This is a genomic window from Afifella sp. YEN Y35 (assembly GCF_047553465.1).
GTDB classification, from domain to species: domain Bacteria; phylum Pseudomonadota; class Alphaproteobacteria; order Rhizobiales; family Afifellaceae; genus Afifella; species Afifella aestuarii.
Genome location: NZ_CP180203.1, coordinates 1,358,812 through 1,377,236, shown reverse-complemented (window position 1 = coordinate 1,377,236; position 18,425 = coordinate 1,358,812). Strand labels below are relative to the sequence as shown.

The following is an 18,425-nucleotide window of genomic DNA, read 5'->3' as shown; positions in this document are numbered from 1 at the left end:
GCGGTTGTCCCGTCAGCCGGTGTGTCCGGCTGACGGCAGACATCACGCCAGGCGATAGACCCGGCTGATCTCGCTCAAAAGCCCGATACGGATGAGCTCGCCGAGAGCCTCCGAACGTTCCGGGATGCCCCGTGCGGAGCGCCAGCCTTCGGCCGCGGCAAGTTGCTCATCTGTCAACGTCACAACGACCTTGTGAACGGTCTCAGACGTCTGCGACGCCAATTCCTCGCCCACAGCCCAGCAGGATTTTTTTGGTGGCATGACCCATGCCCCTTATTTGGGGCGCCGTCGGGGGCAGGCCCGTAACGCCGCCCATTGCTTATCGGCCGCAAAGTAGGCGCAACCGCAAGGCGGCGGTATCTCGGATATTCCGCTACGTAGAAACTGCGTATGTCCAAAACGCCGATCGCAGAGACGCGTCAGCGCATCATCCGGATGAGATCTGCAAGCCCGCGGGCTTCGAGTTTCTCTCGAATGCGGGCGCGGTGGATCTCGACCGTGCGTTGGCTGATGCCGAGCTCGACCGCAATATGCTTGTTGGTCATGCCAAGGACGAGGTGATCGAGAACCTCACGTTCTCGTCCGGTCAATCGCGCCAGCCGCTCTGAGACGATATGCGGTGGCAGCTTCGAAGACGGGCGGTTTGCCAGCTGGTCGGATGCGGCGCGGATCGCGCTGAGCAACTGCTCTTCCGAACCGGGTTTCTCGATGAAGTCGACCGCACCGTTCTTCATGGCTTCGACCGCGAGCGGGACATCGCCGTGGCCGGTCAGGATCACAACGGGGATCCCGATGCCACGTTCGGCCATCGTCTTCTGCAAATCCATGCCGCTCAAACCGGGCATTCGCAAATCGATGAAGGCACACAGCCCCTTATCGGCGTCGACGGCCTCCAGAAAACTCTCGGCGGAGGGAAATGCCTCGGTTTCAAATCCGTGCGCGGAGAGAAGGGCGCCGAGCGAATGACGGACGGACATCTCATCATCGACGATATAAACCAATCTGCCGCGGGCGGCATCACGCATCGTCTGGATCCGTAATTCTCAGCGTGAAGACGAAAGTTGCGCCTTCGCCATTCTCCTGCATCCAGATCCGCCCGCCATGTGCTTCGACGATGGAGCGGCAGAGCGACAGGCCGAGGCCCATTCCGCTTGTGGTCGAGTTGTGAAAAGGCTCGAAGAGCGTGTCTTCCATTTCTTGCGGGACGCCTGTTCCAGTGTCGCAGATGCTGATCTCCACCAGCGGCGAGGCATTGCGGATCGATAACGTCAAGCGCCTCATCTTGCTACCGGCCATCGCCGTGATGCTGTTGCGCGCGAGGTTCAGGATGACCTGAACGATCTGGACAGGGTCGGCGGAGAGAGGAGGGATATCGTCGGCGAAATCAAAGACGATCTCAGGGCGAGGTTCGTTGCTCGCGGCGAGGGCGAGCTCGACCCCTTGCCGGACCACCGCTTTGAGATCGACCCGCTCCATGGTGATCTCTCTTTGACCGATGAAATTGCGCAGGCGGCGGACGAGGTCTGCAGCGCGCGCCGATTCGCTGACGGCGCTCTCCATAAGGCCGCCGATATGGGCGGGTACGGCAATCCCGTGATTGCGCAGCTCTTGCCGGGAGGCGTTCACGTAATTGCTGACGGCTGAAAGGGGCTGGTTGAGTTCATGCGCAAGGGCCGAGGCGAGTTCGCCCATCGAACGGTCCTGCGCTGCATCCATCAGCATCAGCCGCAGCCGCGCCTCTTCGGCCTCCGCCCTGCGCATCGCCGCTGTTGCGGCACGCTCGCGATCGAGACTGTTGATGGCAAAGAGCGCGCGCCGCGTGATGCGGAGGATCTCGCCATCGGTTTCCGTGAACGGCTTGCTGTGTCCGCGCCGCTCTTCAAGCCATAGCGCGAAGGAACCTCGGGGAGACAGGCGGGTCGAGCCGTCCTCTGTCCGGATCGCGATCTTCTCGGGCTTGCCGGCCCATCGGATCGTCTCGCTAAACGCTTCGCGGAAGAGAATGAGCCAGTCGGAGCGATCTTCGGAGAGCTCCATCATCGCGGCGCCGGCGATGTCGTTGCCGAGATTGTCGACGCCGAGGAGTTCATGCAGCTGATCGCAGGTCGCGATCCCGCTCGACATTCTTGCAGCCAGCGGGGCGTAGTCGAAATCGCCGACAGGGACCTTTCCGATCGCCAGGACATCGTCAGCGAGCTTCAAAAGCATGCCCTGCGCGCTCAACTGGTTGAGCAGGTCGTCTGCGTGCGCCTCGATGGCGTCACGCAAAGGCTGGCCGCTTATCGCCTCCCGCTCGATCGCAAAAGCGGTCTTTTCGGCCCGGATGCTGTCGCGAAGTTGGCTCGTGTTCTCCAGACTGTGCAATAGAGCGGAGATCGTTCCGCCGATCAGCTCACAGGCCCGCAATCTGCTCCAGGACAGTTCGAGCGGGCTATAATGGTGGCAGGCGACAAGGCCCCACAGCTTGTTCTCGGAAATGAGCGAGATCGAGACGCTGCCCGCCACCCCCATATTGTTGAGGTATTCGACATGCACCGGCGCGACCGCGCGGAGCTTCGAATAGGTGAGGTCGAGAGGGGCCTGAGATTCGGCATCCGCGACGGTGCCGCTGCGCGTCATGATGGGAACGGGCTTCGCGTTGATGTCCGCGATCACGCGGATCACGTTGCGCACGAAATGACGCCGAGCCGGATCGGGGATGTCGGATGCAGGATAGTGGAGGCCGAGAAAGCTGTCTGGACGGACCGTGCTTTCGGCAATCACTTCGCCGTGCTGGTCCGCCGCAAAGCGGTAGATCATCACGCGGTCGAACCCCGTCGCCTCGCGCAGGATCTGCGCGCCCACTTGCGCGAGGTCTTCCAGGGTATCGGGGATGATCAGTTCGGAAATGACCCGCTGACGCAGGACTTCGTCCTCCCAGACGCTGCCCAAGCGGCTTTCCGGCCGGACGAATTCCAAAACGAGCCAGTCACCGCAACGGTGCGGAAAGCACTCGAGTTCGACGGGCTCACCGTCGGCAGACCGGATCTGCAGAAGGGCAGGCCGAAGAAGATCGGGCACCGTCGGAGCGAGGCGCCGCGCCAGAAGCGCCTCGCAGCCGTCCGCGCCAAGCAGCTCCGCCAGCGGCAGTCCCAACAGCGAAGGGTAGTCCCGTCCAAAATAGATGCGCGTGTTGGTGCTGGCGTATTCGATCGTCAGTGATCCGGCATCGACCGCGATGAGGCAGCCGATCGGCTGGATCGCACCGATCATATGAATAGGCTCTGTGTCGCAGGCGCTGAGATCAACCGGACTGTTCAGCAAGCGGCCGTACCCCTTCGAAACGGTGTGGCGTCAGCTCTTCCACGCAGGGCGACCAAGCGACGCATCAAGGCAGCGAAATTGCGCGGATGGAGGCTCAACGGCAACCCCGCGACGGACAAAAGTGCGACACTGGGGCACATGGTACAAACGAGGGACCAAAGTTCGTTTCTCTCGAATGTGCAGATTTGTCGGGATCTTGAGCCTTTGAAGCCAGGCGTTGCATCTGAAAAGCACTGCTCGTTGTGAAGCCCGGGATCCTGGGCACGAATATCTGCCCTGCGATCGCCACGCGTAAATGTTGCACGTGGGCACTGGACAAACCCTTCATAAAGGGAAACGTTCTCAAGAACATGCGTCTTGTCAACGTGCACTGGACGGGGTTTTTATCCAAATCGCCGCAAGCCGCGGTGCTGCCGCTCGACATCCGGCTCTCAATCGTTGAACTCAGATGACCTTGTATGCTCACAGCCTGTCACCCCTTGTGCAGATGGATTCTGTCGCCGTCGCATCCCTGATTTCGGCGATTGCGGATCTCGCTCTAGTTGTGGGAAAAGATGGTACGATTAGCGACATTTCGCACAATCTTGAGTCCGTCTCCGGCGAAGAAATCATGCGGTGGTGCGGCCAGCCCATCGAGAATCTTGTCACGGTCGGTAACCGTACCCGACTGCGCCGGCTGATCGATTCGGCGCGGCGCGGTCGTCTCCTCGAACGTGTGGACGTCAGCCACCCTCTCAAAGCTGGCGGTGAGCTGCCTGTGCGGTATTCCGCTCTGCACATCGATGGCGGCGACCAGGTGGTTCTTATCGGCCGCGACCTGCGTCTCGTCGTCGAGCTGCAGTCGCGTCTTCTGGCCCATGCCCGATCGATCGAGCAGCATGCCCGCAGCCTGCGGCAGGCCGAAGCGCATTACCGGCTTTTGTTCGAGACGGTCTCTGAGGCCATCGTCGTCGTCGATGCGGATAGCGGAAAGGTGCGCGAAGCCAACGCTCAAGCCGCGGTGCTCCTGGGCGTTCCGGGCAAGGCTCTGAGCGGGCGGAAATTCACGGCGCTCTTCCGCAGCAAGCAAAGGCCGGATGTTGTCGCCATGCTCCAGGCCGTCGGCGAGACAGGGTCGCCGCTCACGATCGAGGTCGAGGCAGAGGGACGTGTTTCGCTCTCCGCCGAGGCGTTTCGCGCCGGCGACCTCCATTTGGTGATGGTGCGGATTGCAACGGCGGAGGAGGAGACGGCGCCGGAATCCGATCTTGTCGCGCTTGTCCGCAACGCGCCGGAAGCGGTCATTCTCGCCGATGAGGATGGCAAGATCGTCTGGGTGAACGAGACGTTCCTCACGCTTGCAGACGTGCCCTTTGCCGCCAACGCGGCCGGGCGTCATCTCGACGATTTTCTGTCGTGGAGCGGGCTGACCCAGGATGTGCTTTTGCAGAACGTGCGCCGCCACGGACGATTGCAGAATCTCTCCGGCATCATTGGCGGCCGTAACGGTGAGACGGTCGCCGTGCGCTTTTCCGCACTCACTCTGCCGGAAGGCACGACGCCAGGTTATGGTTTTGTGATGCGGCCACTCAGCCCGGATGAGACACAGACGGGGGCCGAATCCAGCGATCTGGTCCGGGCGGTCGAGAATCTCGTCGAGATGATCGGCTATACGCCGATGAAGGATCTCGTCCGTGATACGACCGACGTGATCGAAAAAATGTGCATCGAAGCGGCTCTAAACCTGACGGGAAACAACCGCACGGTCGCCGCGCGTGTTCTGGGGCTGAGCCGCCAGACCCTTTACCTGAAGATGAACCGCTTTGGCCTCGTCGGCCCCGATGATGAGGCCGGCGAGGACTGAGAGCCCGGCGGGGCTCGTTGCGATCAGCTCAAGCCTCGACCTGGGCGAGCCGCTTTTCCAGATAGTCGCTGCAATTGCCGATGAGCTCGTCGACCTGACCCTCGAAGAAGTGGTTCGCGCCTTTGACGATCTGCTGATCGATGACGATGCCCTTTTGCGATTTCAGCTTGTCGACCAGAGTCTGGACGGCCTCCGGCGGCGCCACGCGATCGTTCTCGCCGTGGATGATGAGCCCCGAAGACGGGCAGGGCGCGAGGAACGAGAAGTCGTAGATGTTCGGCTGCGGCGCGATGGACATGAAGCCTTCTGCTTCTGGCCGGCGCATCAAGAGCTGCATGCCGATCCAGGCGCCGAAGGAGAACCCGGCGATCCACACGCCGCGCGCATCGGGGTGCAGCGTCTGCACCCAATCGAGAGCGGCTGCCGCATCCGACAGTTCACCGACGCCGTGATCAAAGAAGCCTTGACTGCGCCCCACCCCGCGGAAATTGAAGCGCAGAGCGGTGAAGCCGCGCTCCTGGAACATATAGAAAAGGCGATAGACGATTTGATTGTTCATCGTCCCGCCGAATCGCGGATGCGGATGCAGCACGATGCCGATCGGGGCAGTCTTCGTCTTTCCCGGCTGATAACGGCCTTCAAGACGACCGTCGGGGCCGGGGAAAATCACTTCAGGCATGGTTCACTGGGCTCTCAACTCGCTGGGTCGGGAAACTTGCATCTTAGACGGAGGTTTTGTTGACTCCGTTCGAACCCCTCCCTAAAACTTAGTTTGGAATGGTTCAAAAGAAATGCAGCGTCCCCGCTCGTGGCGGGAGCGTATCTAAACACTATGTGTTCGTTCGGTTGCAAGAACAAAGCAGCCGACCGGCCAGGAGCCGTGATGAGTCGGGCTAGAACCTATCTGGATGCAAATGCCACCGAGCCGCTTCGCCCGCAGGCGCGTGAGGCGATGCTTGCGGCTCTCGAACATCCCGGCAACGCGTCCTCGGTGCATGGTGAAGGGCGATGGGCGCGCGATCTGATCGAAGGCGCGCGCGAAGCCGTCGCCGCACTTTTGGGAGCGAAAGCCGCAAACGTCGTCTTCACCAGTGGCGCGACCGAAGCCGCCAATTGGGCACTGACCCCGATGGCGCCGGATGAGCGCCTTTATCTCAGTGCGGTCGAACATCCCTGCGTTCTTGCCGGCGGCATGTTCGCTCCGGACAGGACGGATTCCGTGCCGGTGCGCGGTGACGGCGTTCTCGATATCGAAGCATTGCGCGCACGGCTCGCTGCCGACGCAACCGAATCTCGTCCGGTTCTTGCCTTGATGGCCGTCAACAACGAGACGGGGGTGGTACAGCCCGTCGCCGAAGCGGCGGCTGCCGTGCATGAGTTCGGCGGGCGGATGATCTGCGATGCCGTCCAGGCGGCCGGCCGCATGCCGCTGTCTCTCGAAGAGCTCGGCGCCGACACTTTGTTTCTCTCCTCGCATAAGCTTGGAGGCCCGCAGGGCGCCGGGGCGCTGGTGGTGCGGAGCGACGAGGCGTTCCCGAAGAATCTGTTGAAGGGCGGAGGCCAGGAGAAGCGCCGTCGTGCTGGCACCGAAAACCTCGCCGCGATCGCCGGTTTCGGCGTTGCAGTGCAAGAGGTGCGCCACCATGTGTCGCACATGGAGAGGCTGCAGGAGCTGCGCCAACGGCTTGAGCAGGGTCTGCGCAAAATTGAGGCGCGCACTTTGATTGCCGGCGAAGCGGCTGAGCGGGTCGCCAATACGGTCTTGTTTGCAACGCCGGGCATGGCCGCGGAAACGCTGGTGATCGCATTCGATTTGGAGGGTGTGAGCGTCTCCTCCGGGTCTGCCTGTTCATCGGGCAAAGTCGGCGACAGTCACGTGCTGCGCGCCATGAATTTTGCCGCTCCAAGCGCTATCAGGGTCAGTCTTCCTTGGAACGCGGACGAGCGGGATATCGATCGTTTTCTTGACGTGTGGCAGACCATCCATCATCGGATGAACCTCGGCCGGGCGGCTTGAACCAATAAAGGAGAACTGAATGCCAGCCGTTCAGGAGACCATTGAGCAAGTTAAGCAGATCGACGTCGACAAGTATAAGTACGGCTTCGAAACGCTGATTGAGTCTGACCGGGCGCCGAAGGGGCTCGATGAGAGCACCGTGCGTTTCATTTCTGCCAAGAAGGGCGAGCCGGAATGGATGACCGAATGGCGTCTTGAGGCTTACCGGCGCTGGTTGACGATGAAGGAGCCTTCCTGGGCGCGGGTGAAGTATCCCAAGATCGATTACCAGGAGCTCTATTACTACGCCGCTCCGAAATCGATGAGCGGACCGAACTCGCTCGATGAGGTCGATCCGGAGATCCTCGCGACTTACGAGAAACTCGGCATTCCTCTGAAAGAGCAGGAGATCCTCGCCGGCGTCCGCAAGGCCGACGAACCCTCCGCGATAGACGAGGATTCCGAGACGCCGCCCGCCGGCGGTGAGGGGCGTCCGGTCGCGGTCGACGCGGTGTTCGATTCCGTCTCCGTTGCGACGACCTTCAAGAAGGAGCTCGCCAAGGCGGGCGTCATCTTCATGCCGATCTCCGAGGCGATCCGCGAATATCCTGACCTGGTCAGAAAATACCTCGGCTCCGTGGTGCCGATCACTGACAATTTCTTCGCGACGCTGAACTCGGCGGTCTTTTCCGACGGATCCTTCGTCTACGTGCCGAAGGGCGTGCGCTGCCCGATGGAACTGTCGACCTATTTCCGCATCAACGAGCGCAATACGGGTCAGTTCGAGCGCACGCTGATCATTGCGGACGAGGGAGCCTATGTCTCGTATCTCGAGGGCTGCACGGCGCCGATGCGCGATGAGAACCAGCTCCACGCGGCTGTCGTCGAGCTCGTTGCCCTCGACGATGCCGAGATCAAATATTCCACGGTCCAGAACTGGTATCCGGGTGACAAGGACGGCAAGGGCGGCGTCTACAACTTCGTGACGAAGCGCGGCGATTGTCGGGGCAAGAACTCCAAGATCTCCTGGACTCAGGTCGAGACCGGTTCGGCGATCACCTGGAAATACCCGTCCTGCATTCTGCGCGGTGACAATTCGGAAGGCGAATTCTACTCGATCGCCATTTCCAACGGTCACCAGCAGATCGATTCCGGCACGAAGATGATCCATCTCGGCAAGAACACGAAGAGCCGGATCATTTCCAAGGGCATCTCGGCGGGCAACTCCAACAACACCTATCGCGGCCTGGTGTCGGCGCACCGCAAGGCTTCGGGGGCCCGGAACTTCACGCAGTGCGATTCGCTCCTGATCGGCGAAAACTGTGGGGCTCACACCGTGCCCTACATCGAATCGAAGAACGCCGGGGCGATCTTCGAGCACGAAGCGACGACGTCGAAAATCTCCGACGACCAGATGTTCTACTGCCAGCAGCGCGGCATGAGCGAGGAAGAAGCGGTGGCCCTGATCGTCAACGGCTTCGCCCGTGAGGTCATCCAGAAGCTGCCGATGGAGTTCATGGCCGAGACGCAGCGCCTGATCGGTATCTCGCTGGAAGGCAGCGTCGGCTGATCGCGAGCGGCTCTTTGCGAGCCGAGTTTTCAAGACATATCAGGGCTCTAGCCCTGAAGGCTGAATCAATTCAGGAACAAACGCATGCTTGAGATCAACGACCTGCACGCCAAGGTGGCGGAAGACGACAAGGAAATCCTGCGCGGCCTCTCTTTGAAAGTCGGAGCCGGCGAGGTGCATGCCATCATGGGCCCGAACGGGTCTGGCAAGTCGACCCTGTCCTACATTCTGGCCGGCAAGGAGGACTACGAGGTCACGGGCGGATCCGTCACCTTCAAGGGCGAAGACCTTTTGGAGATGGAGCCCGACGAGCGGGCCGCTGCCGGCGTCTTCCTGGCCTTCCAGTATCCGATCGAAATCCCGGGCGTCGGTACGATGACCTTCTTGAAGACGGCGATGAACGCGCAACGAAAGGCGCGCGGCGAGCCGGAGTTGACGACGCCGGAATTCATGCGTCGCGTGAAGGAAGTGGCTGGCGAGCTCAACGTCACGCCGGAGATGCTGAAGCGCCCGCTCAATGTCGGGTTTTCAGGCGGTGAAAAGAAGCGCAACGAGATTCTGCAGATGGCGCTTCTCGAGCCGTCGCTCTGCCTGATGGACGAGACGGATTCCGGCCTCGACATCGATGCGCTCCGTGTCGTGGCCGATGGCGTCAACAAGCTGCGCTCGCCCGATCGCGCGATCGTCGTCATCACCCACTATCAGCGCCTGCTCGAATACATCGTGCCGGATTACGTGCATGTTCTCTCGCGAGGCCGCATCGTGACGTCCGGTGGGCGCGAGCTGGCGCTCGAGCTGGAGGCGAAGGGCTACGCCGATTACGTGGAGGCCGCGTAATGGCCGAGCCCGAACGCACGCGCACAAAAGCCGAGGAGGCGCTGGCTCACCATTTTGCAGCGCTTTCCGGCGACGACCCGATACGGGACATGCGCACCACGGCCTTCGATGCCTTCATCGAGAAGGGCTTGCCGAACCGCCGCGTGGAAGACTGGAAATATACCGACCTGCGGCGGCTGATGACGGACGCGCCGGCGCCTGCCGAGCCCGTCAATCCGGAGCGCGCGCGTCACCTGGTCGATCAGGCGGATATTTTCGCCGATATCGACCGCGCCCGCATCGTTTTCGTGAATGGATATTTCGTGCCGCCGCTCTCGGATTTGAGCGGCGTCGAAGATGCGCTGGATTTCGCTTCCCTGGGCCGTTTTCTGAACGACGGTGGCGCTCTCCTGGAGCGCAACGAGCAGGTCGATCCAGGTGAAGCGCCGGTTTATGCGCTCAACAGCGCCTTCGTGCGCGATGGCGCCGTGATCCGCATCCGCGAAGGCGCAAAACTCGCGAGGCCGCTTGAGATCTGCACCGTCTTTGCCGGGAATGAGCCGGGACTGCAGACGCTCCGCCATCAGGTGACGGTGGGAGACGGGGCAGAAGCCGTCATCCTGCAGAGCTACGTCGGTCCTGACGGTGTCGGCTATCACACCAACGTCGTCTCCGACATTCGCATCGGCAAAGGCGCGAAGGTGAAATGGGTGAAGGCGCAGGAGGAGGGCGACCAGGCGCTCCATCTTGGTCTCATCCTGCCGCGTGTCGAAGCCGACGCGGTGTTCGATCCGTTCTTCTTCGCTGCCGGAAGCGCGGTCGCTCGTTCCGAGATCCGAATGATCTTCGACGGCGAGGGGGCCACGTCCGGCATCCGCGGGGCGACCATCGCGAGGGGCCGCCAGCATCTCGACACCACCTTGATCGTCGATCACGCGGTGCCGGAATGCGTGAGCCAGGAATTCTTCAAGTCGGCGATCGACGACGAGGCGCGTGGCGTTTTCCAGGGCCGCATCAATGTCTGGCCGCACGCGCAGAAGACCGAAGGCAAGATGATGAGTCAGGCTCTGCTGTTGTCGGAGAACGCGGAGTTCTCCAACAAGCCGGAGCTCGAAATCTTCGCCGATGACGTGGTGTGCGGCCACGGTGCAACCTGCGGCCAGATCGACGAAGAAATGCTTTTCTTCATGCGCTCTCGCGGCGTTCCGGCCGATGAGGCAGAACGTCTGCTGGTGCATGCATTCCTCGCCGAGGCGATCGAGGAGATCGCAGACGACGACGTGGTTGCGGCACTTGAGGCGCGCACACGCCGCTGGCTGTCGCTCGGAGGCGAGGTCCGCTGACGAAAGCTGCCGCAACCTGCGGCAGCCATTTTGCGAATAGGCGCTTCGGCGCGAGAGGACGGGGCTGATGCTGACAAAGAACGCCACCTACGACGTGGAGGCTGTGCGGGCCGATTTTCCGGCGCTTGCGCTGGAGGTCTATGGCAAACCGCTGGTCTATCTCGACAACGGCGCTTCGGCTCAGAAACCGCAGGCGATGATCGACGCCGTTTCGCGGGCCTATGCCGAGACCTATTCCAACGTTCACCGCGGCCTTCATTTCCTCTCGAATGCGGCGACCGAGGCCTACGAGGATGCCCGAGAGACTGTGCGCGGCTTTCTCAATGCCACATCGGTGGACGAGGTAATTTTCACGCGCTCCTCGACGGAGGCGATCAACCTGGTCGCGGCGTCTTATGGGAGCATGGCGATCGGAGAGGGGGACGAGATCGTCCTTTCCATTCTCGAGCACCACTCGAACATCGTGCCTTGGAACTATCATCGCGAGCGCGCCGGCGCGGTGATCCGCTGGGCGCCGATTCGCGAGGATGACTCGTTCGATCTGGAAGCCTTTGAGCAGCTTCTCAACGATCGCACCAAAATGGTTGCCGTGACTCATCTTTCCAACGTCACTGGAACGGTCGTGCCGATCCGGGAGATCTGTCGGCTTGCCCATGAGCGCGGCATTCCCGTTCTCGTCGATGGCAGCCAGGCCGCCGTGCACCTGCCAATCGACGTTCAGGATCTCGGCTGCGATTTCTATGTCTTCACCGGCCACAAAACCTATGGACCGACCGGTATCGGGGTCCTCTGGGCAAAACGGGAATGGCTGGAGAAGATGCCGCCGTTCCTCGGTGGTGGAGAGATGATCAAGGATGTGACGCAGGACGGCGTCACCTATGCGGAACCGCCGCATAAATTCGAGGCCGGGACGCCGCCGATCGTTCAGGCGATCGGGCTGGGCTCTTCGCTCAAGTACATGCGGGAGCTCGGGCGTGAGAAAATTGCGGCCCATGAGCACGAGCTCAAGGAGTATGCGCACGAACGATTGGGCGAGATCAATTCGCTCACGATCTATGGGCATGCTCCGGATAAGAGCGCCATCATCTCTTTCAATCTCGAAGGCACGCACCCACACGATGTCTCGATGATTATCGACCGGGAAGGGGTAGCGGTGCGTGCGGGCACGCATTGTGCGCAACCGCTTCTCACCCATTACGGGACGACCGCCACGTGCCGTGCGTCTTTCGGCCTCTATAATACGAAAGCAGAAGTCGATAAATTGGCGGAAGCCCTGATGAAGGCGCAGACCTTCTTCGCGTGAGGATAAGAGCGATGGATGAGACCACGCACAAGGACGAAACCGACGCCGCGGCGGTGCCCTCTGCGCAGGCGGACGAGGCGCCGAACTCTCCGGATATCGACGCTTCGGCTATTCCGCCTGACGAGGTTGAGCGCCTGAGCCAGGATATCGTGGCGGCTCTCAAAACCGTCTACGATCCCGAGATCCCGGCAGACATCTATGAGCTTGGCCTGATCTATAAGGTCGATATCGACGATTCGCGCCATGTGAACATCGACATGACTCTCACGGCGCCGGGCTGTCCGGTGGCCGGCGAGATGCCGATCTGGGTGGAGAACGCTGTTGCCTCCGTCCAGGGCGTTTCCGGCGCGACGGCAACGATGGTCTTCGATCCCCCCTGGACGCCGGAACGGATGTCGGATGAGGCGAAAGTCGCGATCGGTTGGTGGTAGGGTCCGGCGCCGCTTGACGTCGGCTGCCTCGCAGTCTCGCGCGCCGGCTTATCCGCGATGCACTGCGGGACTGGAAACGACGAACCTCAGTGACTAGGTTGGACCTATGGCTTTTCCCGGATTTCAAGTTTTGAGCCTCACGGACGCCGCCACTGCGCGTGTGCGTGAGATTGTGGCAAACGCTGAAGCGCCGGCCGCGGGCATCCGGGTCGGCATCAAAAAGGGCGGATGCGCCGGTATGGAATATACCGTCGATCTCGCGCGCGAGGCCGATCCCTCCGATGACAAGGTCGATCTTGGAGAGGGGGTCGCGGTTTTCGTCGATCCCTCCGCCACCTTGTTTTTGCTCGGCACCGAAATGGACTTCGAGGTGACGAAGCTGCGGACGGGTTTCGTGTTTCGCAATCCCAATCAGACCTCGGCCTGCGGTTGCGGCGAATCGGTGGAGTTGCAGGCTGCCGATCCCGGCAGCTTCCAGTTAGCCCGTGTGTGAGCGCGGTTTCTGATCTCAAATAAAAAACGCCGGCCCTCGGGCCGGCGTTTTTTTATTGGGAATGAGACGGAGGGGCGAGCGATCGATGCGGCCGCCTCGCGGGCCCGTCCAAGTGCTCGTTCAGCTGTTGCCGACGCGAACCGGCTGCAGAAGGAAGGCCGGCACGTGATCCCCAAAGCCGACGGCTTCCTCTTCGCGTTGCCTGTGCTGCTTGCCTTTCGACCGTCCGCTCTGCTGCGGCTTGTCGTTGCGCTGCGGCCGCGAATCCGGACGAGAACTCGCCTTGCTTTGTTCGGGTTTCCCGTGCTCGGCCTTGCCATGGTCCGGTTTGGTTTGGCCGGATCTGGCTTCGGTCGCTGCAGGACCCGCGCTTGCAGCAACGTCGTCCGCATCTGTCTTGGTCGCAGGCTTTGCGCTGCGCGAACGCTCTCGGCTGCCGCTCTTTCCGCGCCGCGAACTTGAGCGCCGCGGACGTTCATCTTCCTCGTCGGCCTCCGGTTCGGCGGCTTCAAAGTCGGGGAGGGGCGGGATTTCGCGATGAATGAGCTTTTCGATCGCAGAGACGTATTTTTTTCTCTTCAGCCGTCATCAGCGTGAAGGAGCGGCCCTTGCGCCCAGCCCGACCCGTCCGGCCGATGCGGTGCACATAATCTTCCGCATGTGTCGGAACGTCGAAATTGAAGATGTGGCTGACGGCCGGGATATCGAGGCCGCGAGCCGCGACGTCCGAGGCGACGAGAAGGCTGATACGATTTTCGCGGAACGATTCCAGCGTCGCAAGCCGCGCATGCTGGTCCATATCACCGTGCAGTGCGCCGGCTGAATAGCCGTGCCGCCTGAGCGAGCGCTCGAGCGTCGCAACATCGCGCTTGCGATTGCAGAAGATGATCGCGTTCGTGAGATCCTTCTCGCGATCGATCAAGGCTCGCAACGCGACGCGCTTCTCATGTGGTTTGCGACCGGTGACCACGGTGTGTTGGCTGACGTTTTCCGCAGTGCTGGACGGTCGGGAAACCTCCACCCGCTCCGGATTGGTCATAAACTTCGCCGCGAGCGTGGCGATTTCCTTCGGCATCGTCGCCGAGAACAGAAGCGTCTGCGGTTTGCGCGTCGCCGTGATCAGGCTGACGATCCGCTCGATGTCGGGGATAAAGCCCATGTCGAGCATGCGGTCCGCCTCGTCGATGACGAGGACTTCGACACCTGTCAGAAGCAGCCGACCGCGTTCGAAATGATCGAGCAGGCGCCCCGGTGTCGCGATCAGAACGTCGGCACCCCGCGTCAGCTTCTTGTCCTGCTCATCGAAGGAGATGCCGCCGATGAGAAGCGCCACTGTGAGTTTGTGGTTGGCGCCGTAGCCAGAGAAATTGTCTTCCACCTGTGCCGCGAGCTCGCGCGTCGGCTCAAGGATGAGCGTCCGCGGCATACGTGCGCGTGCACGGCCGCGCTCGAGCAGCGTCAGCATAGGAAGAGTGAAGGATGCCGTCTTGCCCGTGCCTGTCTGGGCGAGGCCGAGGACGTCGCGTCCTGCCAGCACATGCGGGATCGCCGCCGCCTGAATGGGCGTCGGTTCGGTGTAGCCTACCGCGTGAACGGCCTGCAAAACCTTGTCGCTTAAACCGAGATTATCAAAGCTCATGGGAAATTTCGCGCCCGGCGGAAAACTTCTCAACGTCGGGCTTGTTTACACGAGGCGCACCATAGGTGCCATGCGACATGTGTCAAGCAAACGGTTGAGCGGGCGTGCTTTCGTCCTCCACGCATTTTCGTTGAGGGCCTCTTGGGGCCGCCTCCCGAGAGCCAAATGCGATGACATCACCCCGAATTAGGTGTCGAATTTGCCTCTCTTTTGAGAGGCCTCTGGAGGTTTTTGTCTTAATACGTCTTCGCGTGAGAACTTTGTCATAACAAAAATCGCAAGAGAGTATCGAATAAACATTGTAGGACCATCGTTATGCTAAAAATACACTTCGCCAAAATTCCGGTCGGTTTCTGCCACAATGTGGCGGGAAAAGGGTGCATTAACTTATCGTTCACAGTTTGCCGCCGTACATTAACGTTCGTTAACAATAAACAGCTGGTTTGAAACCCTGTCACTGTTGCGTTTCGGCGACAGACAGCTCCGTCGCGCTTTGCTAAATGAACTCTTGGCAAAGGGGAGCCTTATCCAGTTTTCCCGCAATGGAGTAACACATGAAAAAGATCCTTCTCGCGAGCGCCGCGGTTGCCCTGATGGGCGGTTCCGCCCTCGCAGCGGATTTGCCGACCTATGAGCCGGCTCCCGTCGCAACGCCGGTTGCCACGCCGACCTACAACTGGTCGGGCGGCTATGTCGGTCTTCAGACTGGCTGGGCGTGGTCGAACGTCGACACCGACTTCAACTACGGTGGCACGACGGTCGGCGGCTTTGATTTCGACAGCGACGGCTGGACGGCCGGTGTTGCCGCCGGTTGGGACTACCAGTGGAACTGGGCCGTCCTGGGCGTGCGCGGCGACATCAACTGGCTTGACGTCGACGGCGACGGCAGCCGTGACACGGTTGTCAACGGCATGGACGCCAACTGGCTCGCCAGCGTGACGGCCCGCGCCGGTGTCGGCATGGACCGCTTCCATCCGTATGTCCTCGGTGGTGTTGCCTACGTCGATTACGACCACAGCAACTCCTACACCGACGGCACTGTTGTCTATGGCGACAGCGACGACGATGGCGACTTTGGCTGGACGCTCGGCGCCGGCATCGAGGTTGCGGTCACCGACAACATCTCCGTCTCGGGCGAGTATCGCCACTACTGGTTCGACGACAAGTCGATCGGTTATGCGGACGGCTCGAGCGTGAAGTTCGACACCGACATGGACACCTTCATGGTTGGTGTGAACTGGCGCTTTGGCGGCCCGAGCGGCTCGGTGATGGCCAACTACTAATTCTCGCTTCCGAGCGAGTGGGAAACCGGCGGCTTCGGCCGCCGGTTTTTTTTGTGCATCACGGTGTGTCGTGAGGAGAGGCGTTGCGGGCGCCTCGGGCAGGGCTGGGACCCGTCCTGTCGCATCGATCGAGACGATTGCCCGGCCGCCGCATCGCCCTGAAATGCAACGGCGACACGGCTGATATCGGGCTTGCTCCGAACCCGTCTGAGGAGCGGCGTGTCGCGCTCGGGCGCGCCTAGATGTCGAGATCTGGCGGTGCGAAAGCCGCGCGCTCTTGGATGAAGGCGAAGCGCGCTTCGGGCTTGTTGCCCATGAGCTGTGTCACGGTTGCGCGAACCGCCTGAGCTTCGTCTTCGACGACACCGACGCGCAAAAGCGTGCGGCGGGCAGGGTCCATCGTCGTCTCTTTGAGCTGCGCCGGCATCATTTCGCCGAGGCCTTTGAAGCGGCTCACCTCGACCTTGCCGCGGCTCGAAAATTCGGTTCGCATCAGTTCGTCGCGATGAGCTTCGTCGCGGGCGTAGAGAACCTTGCCGCCTTGCGAAAGCCGGAAGAGAGGCGGGACGGCCAGAAACACGCGTCCCTCCCGGATCGCCTCGGGCATTTCACGATAGAAGAACGTGATGAGGAGGGACGCGATATGCGCGCCGTCCACATCGGCGTCGGTCATAATGATGATCTTGCCGTAACGCAGATCCTGTTCGCGGTAACGCGAGCCGGTACCGCATCCGAGCGCCTGGATCAGGTCCGAGAGCTGCTGATTCTGAGAGAGCTTTTCGCGCCCGGCACTCGCCACGTTGAGGATCTTGCCCCGGAGCGGGAGAATTGCCTGCGTGCGACGGTTGCGGGCCTGTTTGGCGGAGCCTCCGGCCGAATCGCCCTCGACGATGAAGAGCTCGGTGTCGTCGCGGTCGCTCGCCGAGCAATCGGCAAGCTTGCCCGGCAGACGCAGTTTGCGGGTCGCGGTCTTGCGAGAAATTTCCTTTTCGCGGCGTCGGCGCAGGCGCTCTTCGGCGCGGTCCACCACCCAGTCGAGAAGGTTTGCCGATTGGTTCGGCGATGCGGCGAGCCAATGATCGAACGCATCGCGAATGGCGGCGTCGACGATGCGGGACGCTTCGCCGGTCGCCAGCCGATCCTTGGTCTGGCCAACGAATTCCGGTTCGCGGATGAACACCGAGAGCATGCCGCCCATCGATGTCATGATATCGTCGGAGGTGATCTGGGCCGCACGCTTGTTGCCGATGAGCTCGCCATAGCCCTTCAGGCTGCGCAGGAGCGCGGTGCGCAATCCGGCTTCGTGCGTGCCGCCTTCGGGCGTCGGCACCGTGTTGCAGTAGGAACTCAGAAAGCCGTCGCCGGCAAACCAGGCCAGGGCCCATTCGACGGCCCCATGCCCGCCCGGGCGTTCCGTGCGGCCGGAGAAAATGTCGCCGACGCGGGTCTCTCCGGCGAGCGTCGCGTCGAGATAATCGCGCAGCCCGTCCGGAAAATGGAAGACGGCCTTCTCGGGCACTTCGCTCTTCGGATCGATTAGGGACGAAGGGCAGTTCCAGCGGATTTCGACCCCGCCGAAGAGATAGGCCTTCGATCGCGCCATCTCGTGCAGGCGCTTGGGATCAAACGTGATCTCGGAGCCGAAAATTTCAGGGTCCGGGCGGAAACGGATGCGCGTGCCGCGGCGATTCGGGGCGTCGCCGGCTTCTTCCAGCGGGCCGAGCGGCTTGCCGCGCGAAAAAATCTGTCGGTAGAGCTTGCGATTGAGCGCAACTTCCACCTCGAGTTTTTCCGACAGGGCATTGACGACGGAGACGCCGACCCCGTGCAATCCGCCGGAGGTTTCATAGACCTTCGAATTGAACTTTCCGCCGGCATGCAGCGTCGTCATGATGACTTCGAGCGCTGACCTGTCGGGGAATTTCGGATGCCTGTCGACGGGAATGCCGCGGCCATTGTCGGTGACGGTCAGGAAGCCTTCGGTGTCGAGCTCGACCTCGATCCAGCTGGCGTGGCCGCCCACGGCCTCGTCCATCGAATTGTCGATCACCTCGGCAAAGAGATGGTGAAAAGCCTTCTCGTCGGTGCCGCCAATATACATGCCCGGCCGCCGCCGGACCGGCTCCAAGCCCTCCAGGACCTCGATGTCGGAGGCAGAATAGCCCGACGCCGGAGCGCTCGCCTCGCGCGCCTTGCGGCGGCGAGGGGTCCGTTCTGTGGGCGTTTTTGTGCCGGAGGGCTTGCTGCCGCTCGAAAAAAGATCCTCGGCTCGGTCCATGCTTCTGCCTTGATGCGAATCGGATGGCGATGTTGCCATGGTCTCGGTCTGACGGCGACGTGACCCTGCTCCATGCGCAGCCGCAGAGAAGCGACCGCAGAGCGTGCCGCTATCGATGCGCCTTCAA

General features: G+C 61.6%; 14 protein-coding genes and 1 pseudogene. 9 read left to right on the top strand and 6 right to left on the bottom strand.

Annotated features, from left to right (window positions below; all coding sequences use genetic code 11):
* Positions 1–42: 42 nt before the first annotated feature.
* The 3 genes from ACK8CP_RS06620 to ACK8CP_RS06610 form a co-directional block, all read right to left on the bottom strand.
* Positions 43–177: a hypothetical protein gene (locus ACK8CP_RS06620; RefSeq protein ID WP_414833735.1), complete on the bottom strand. Its 135-nt coding sequence runs from the start codon at positions 175–177 to the stop codon at positions 43–45.
* A 242-nt stretch (positions 178–419) separates the two neighbouring features.
* On the bottom strand, positions 420–1,025 hold the full coding sequence (locus tag ACK8CP_RS06615) for a response regulator transcription factor (RefSeq protein ID WP_414833734.1): 606 nt from the start codon (positions 1,023–1,025) through the stop codon (positions 420–422).
* Positions 1,018–3,252 carry an ATP-binding protein gene (locus ACK8CP_RS06610; RefSeq protein ID WP_414833733.1) on the bottom strand — a complete coding sequence of 745 codons (2,235 nt, stop codon included), beginning with the start codon at positions 3,250–3,252 and terminating at the stop codon, positions 1,018–1,020. The genes ACK8CP_RS06615 and ACK8CP_RS06610 overlap by 8 nt, the downstream gene beginning before the upstream one ends.
* A 499-nt stretch (positions 3,253–3,751) precedes the next feature.
* Between ACK8CP_RS06610 and ppsR the strand changes: the two genes are divergently transcribed.
* Positions 3,752–5,146, top strand: coding sequence for a transcriptional regulator PpsR (gene ppsR / locus ACK8CP_RS06605; RefSeq protein WP_414833732.1), 1,395 nt, complete (start codon positions 3,752–3,754; stop codon positions 5,144–5,146).
* Positions 5,147–5,174: 28 nt separating this feature from the next.
* Here the strand turns inward: ppsR and ACK8CP_RS06600 are convergent, their stop codons facing one another.
* Positions 5,175–5,825, bottom strand: coding sequence for an alpha/beta hydrolase (locus ACK8CP_RS06600; RefSeq protein WP_234627825.1), 651 nt, complete (start codon positions 5,823–5,825; stop codon positions 5,175–5,177).
* Between the two features lie 204 nt (positions 5,826–6,029).
* On the opposite strand from ACK8CP_RS06600, the gene ACK8CP_RS06595 reads away from it, so the two are divergent.
* From ACK8CP_RS06595 to sufA, 7 genes are all read left to right on the top strand, one after another.
* Positions 6,030–7,163 (top strand): cysteine desulfurase family protein, encoded by a 1,134-nt coding sequence (locus ACK8CP_RS06595; protein WP_414833731.1) that lies wholly within the window; start codon positions 6,030–6,032, stop codon positions 7,161–7,163.
* Positions 7,164–7,182: 19 nt separating this feature from the next.
* Positions 7,183–8,712, top strand: a complete 1,530-nt coding sequence (gene sufB, locus ACK8CP_RS06590) for a Fe-S cluster assembly protein SufB (protein ID WP_414833730.1) — start codon at positions 7,183–7,185, stop codon at positions 8,710–8,712.
* An 84-nt stretch (positions 8,713–8,796) separates the two neighbouring features.
* On the top strand, positions 8,797–9,549 hold the full coding sequence (gene sufC / locus ACK8CP_RS06585) for a Fe-S cluster assembly ATPase SufC (RefSeq protein WP_128293919.1): 753 nt from the start codon (positions 8,797–8,799) through the stop codon (positions 9,547–9,549).
* Positions 9,549–10,871 (top strand): Fe-S cluster assembly protein SufD, encoded by a 1,323-nt coding sequence (gene sufD / locus ACK8CP_RS06580; RefSeq protein ID WP_234627828.1) that lies wholly within the window; start codon positions 9,549–9,551, stop codon positions 10,869–10,871. The genes sufC and sufD overlap by 1 nt, the downstream gene beginning before the upstream one ends.
* 67 nt (positions 10,872–10,938) lie before the next feature.
* A complete protein-coding gene (locus ACK8CP_RS06575; protein ID WP_414833729.1) occupies positions 10,939–12,174 on the top strand; it encodes a cysteine desulfurase in 1,236 nt (411 codons plus the stop codon).
* An 11-nt stretch (positions 12,175–12,185) separates the two neighbouring features.
* A complete protein-coding gene (locus ACK8CP_RS06570; protein ID WP_414833728.1) occupies positions 12,186–12,605 on the top strand; it encodes an SUF system Fe-S cluster assembly protein in 420 nt (139 codons plus the stop codon).
* Between the two features lie 106 nt (positions 12,606–12,711).
* Positions 12,712–13,098, top strand: coding sequence for a Fe-S cluster assembly scaffold SufA (sufA, locus tag ACK8CP_RS06565; protein ID WP_414833727.1), 387 nt, complete (start codon positions 12,712–12,714; stop codon positions 13,096–13,098).
* Between the two features lie 120 nt (positions 13,099–13,218).
* On the opposite strand, the pseudogene ACK8CP_RS06560 reads toward sufA, so the two are convergent.
* Positions 13,219–14,737 (bottom strand): annotated as a pseudogene (locus ACK8CP_RS06560) (DEAD/DEAH box helicase).
* Between the two features lie 554 nt (positions 14,738–15,291).
* On the opposite strand from ACK8CP_RS06560, the gene ACK8CP_RS06555 reads away from it, so the two are divergent.
* Positions 15,292–16,020 carry an outer membrane protein gene (locus tag ACK8CP_RS06555; protein WP_234627833.1) on the top strand — a complete coding sequence of 243 codons (729 nt, stop codon included), beginning with the start codon at positions 15,292–15,294 and terminating at the stop codon, positions 16,018–16,020.
* A 238-nt stretch (positions 16,021–16,258) separates the two neighbouring features.
* Here the strand turns inward: ACK8CP_RS06555 and parE are convergent, their stop codons facing one another.
* A complete protein-coding gene (gene parE, locus ACK8CP_RS06550) occupies positions 16,259–18,298 on the bottom strand; it encodes a DNA topoisomerase IV subunit B (RefSeq protein WP_414833726.1) in 2,040 nt (679 codons plus the stop codon).
* Positions 18,299–18,425: the final 127 nt, after the last annotated feature.

Coding starts and splice junctions, on each gene's coding strand:
- sufD (WP_234627828.1), top strand. CDS start 9,549: ATGGCCGAGCCCGAACGCACGCGCACAAAAGCCGAGGAGGCGCTGGCT.
- sufC (WP_128293919.1), top strand. CDS start 8,797: ATGCTTGAGATCAACGACCTGCACGCCAAGGTGGCGGAAGACGACAAG.
- sufA (WP_414833727.1), top strand. CDS start 12,712: ATGGCTTTTCCCGGATTTCAAGTTTTGAGCCTCACGGACGCCGCCACT.
- sufB (WP_414833730.1), top strand. CDS start 7,183: ATGCCAGCCGTTCAGGAGACCATTGAGCAAGTTAAGCAGATCGACGTC.
- ACK8CP_RS06555 (WP_234627833.1), top strand. CDS start 15,292: ATGAAAAAGATCCTTCTCGCGAGCGCCGCGGTTGCCCTGATGGGCGGT.
- ACK8CP_RS06570 (WP_414833728.1), top strand. CDS start 12,186: ATGGATGAGACCACGCACAAGGACGAAACCGACGCCGCGGCGGTGCCC.
- ACK8CP_RS06610 (WP_414833733.1), bottom strand. CDS start 3,252: ATGATCGGTGCGATCCAGCCGATCGGCTGCCTCATCGCGGTCGATGCC.
- parE (WP_414833726.1), bottom strand. CDS start 18,298: ATGGACCGAGCCGAGGATCTTTTTTCGAGCGGCAGCAAGCCCTCCGGC.
- ACK8CP_RS06600 (WP_234627825.1), bottom strand. CDS start 5,825: ATGCCTGAAGTGATTTTCCCCGGCCCCGACGGTCGTCTTGAAGGCCGT.
- ACK8CP_RS06615 (WP_414833734.1), bottom strand. CDS start 1,025: ATGCGTGATGCCGCCCGCGGCAGATTGGTTTATATCGTCGATGATGAG.
- ppsR (WP_414833732.1), top strand. CDS start 3,752: ATGACCTTGTATGCTCACAGCCTGTCACCCCTTGTGCAGATGGATTCT.
- ACK8CP_RS06575 (WP_414833729.1), top strand. CDS start 10,939: ATGCTGACAAAGAACGCCACCTACGACGTGGAGGCTGTGCGGGCCGAT.
- ACK8CP_RS06595 (WP_414833731.1), top strand. CDS start 6,030: ATGAGTCGGGCTAGAACCTATCTGGATGCAAATGCCACCGAGCCGCTT.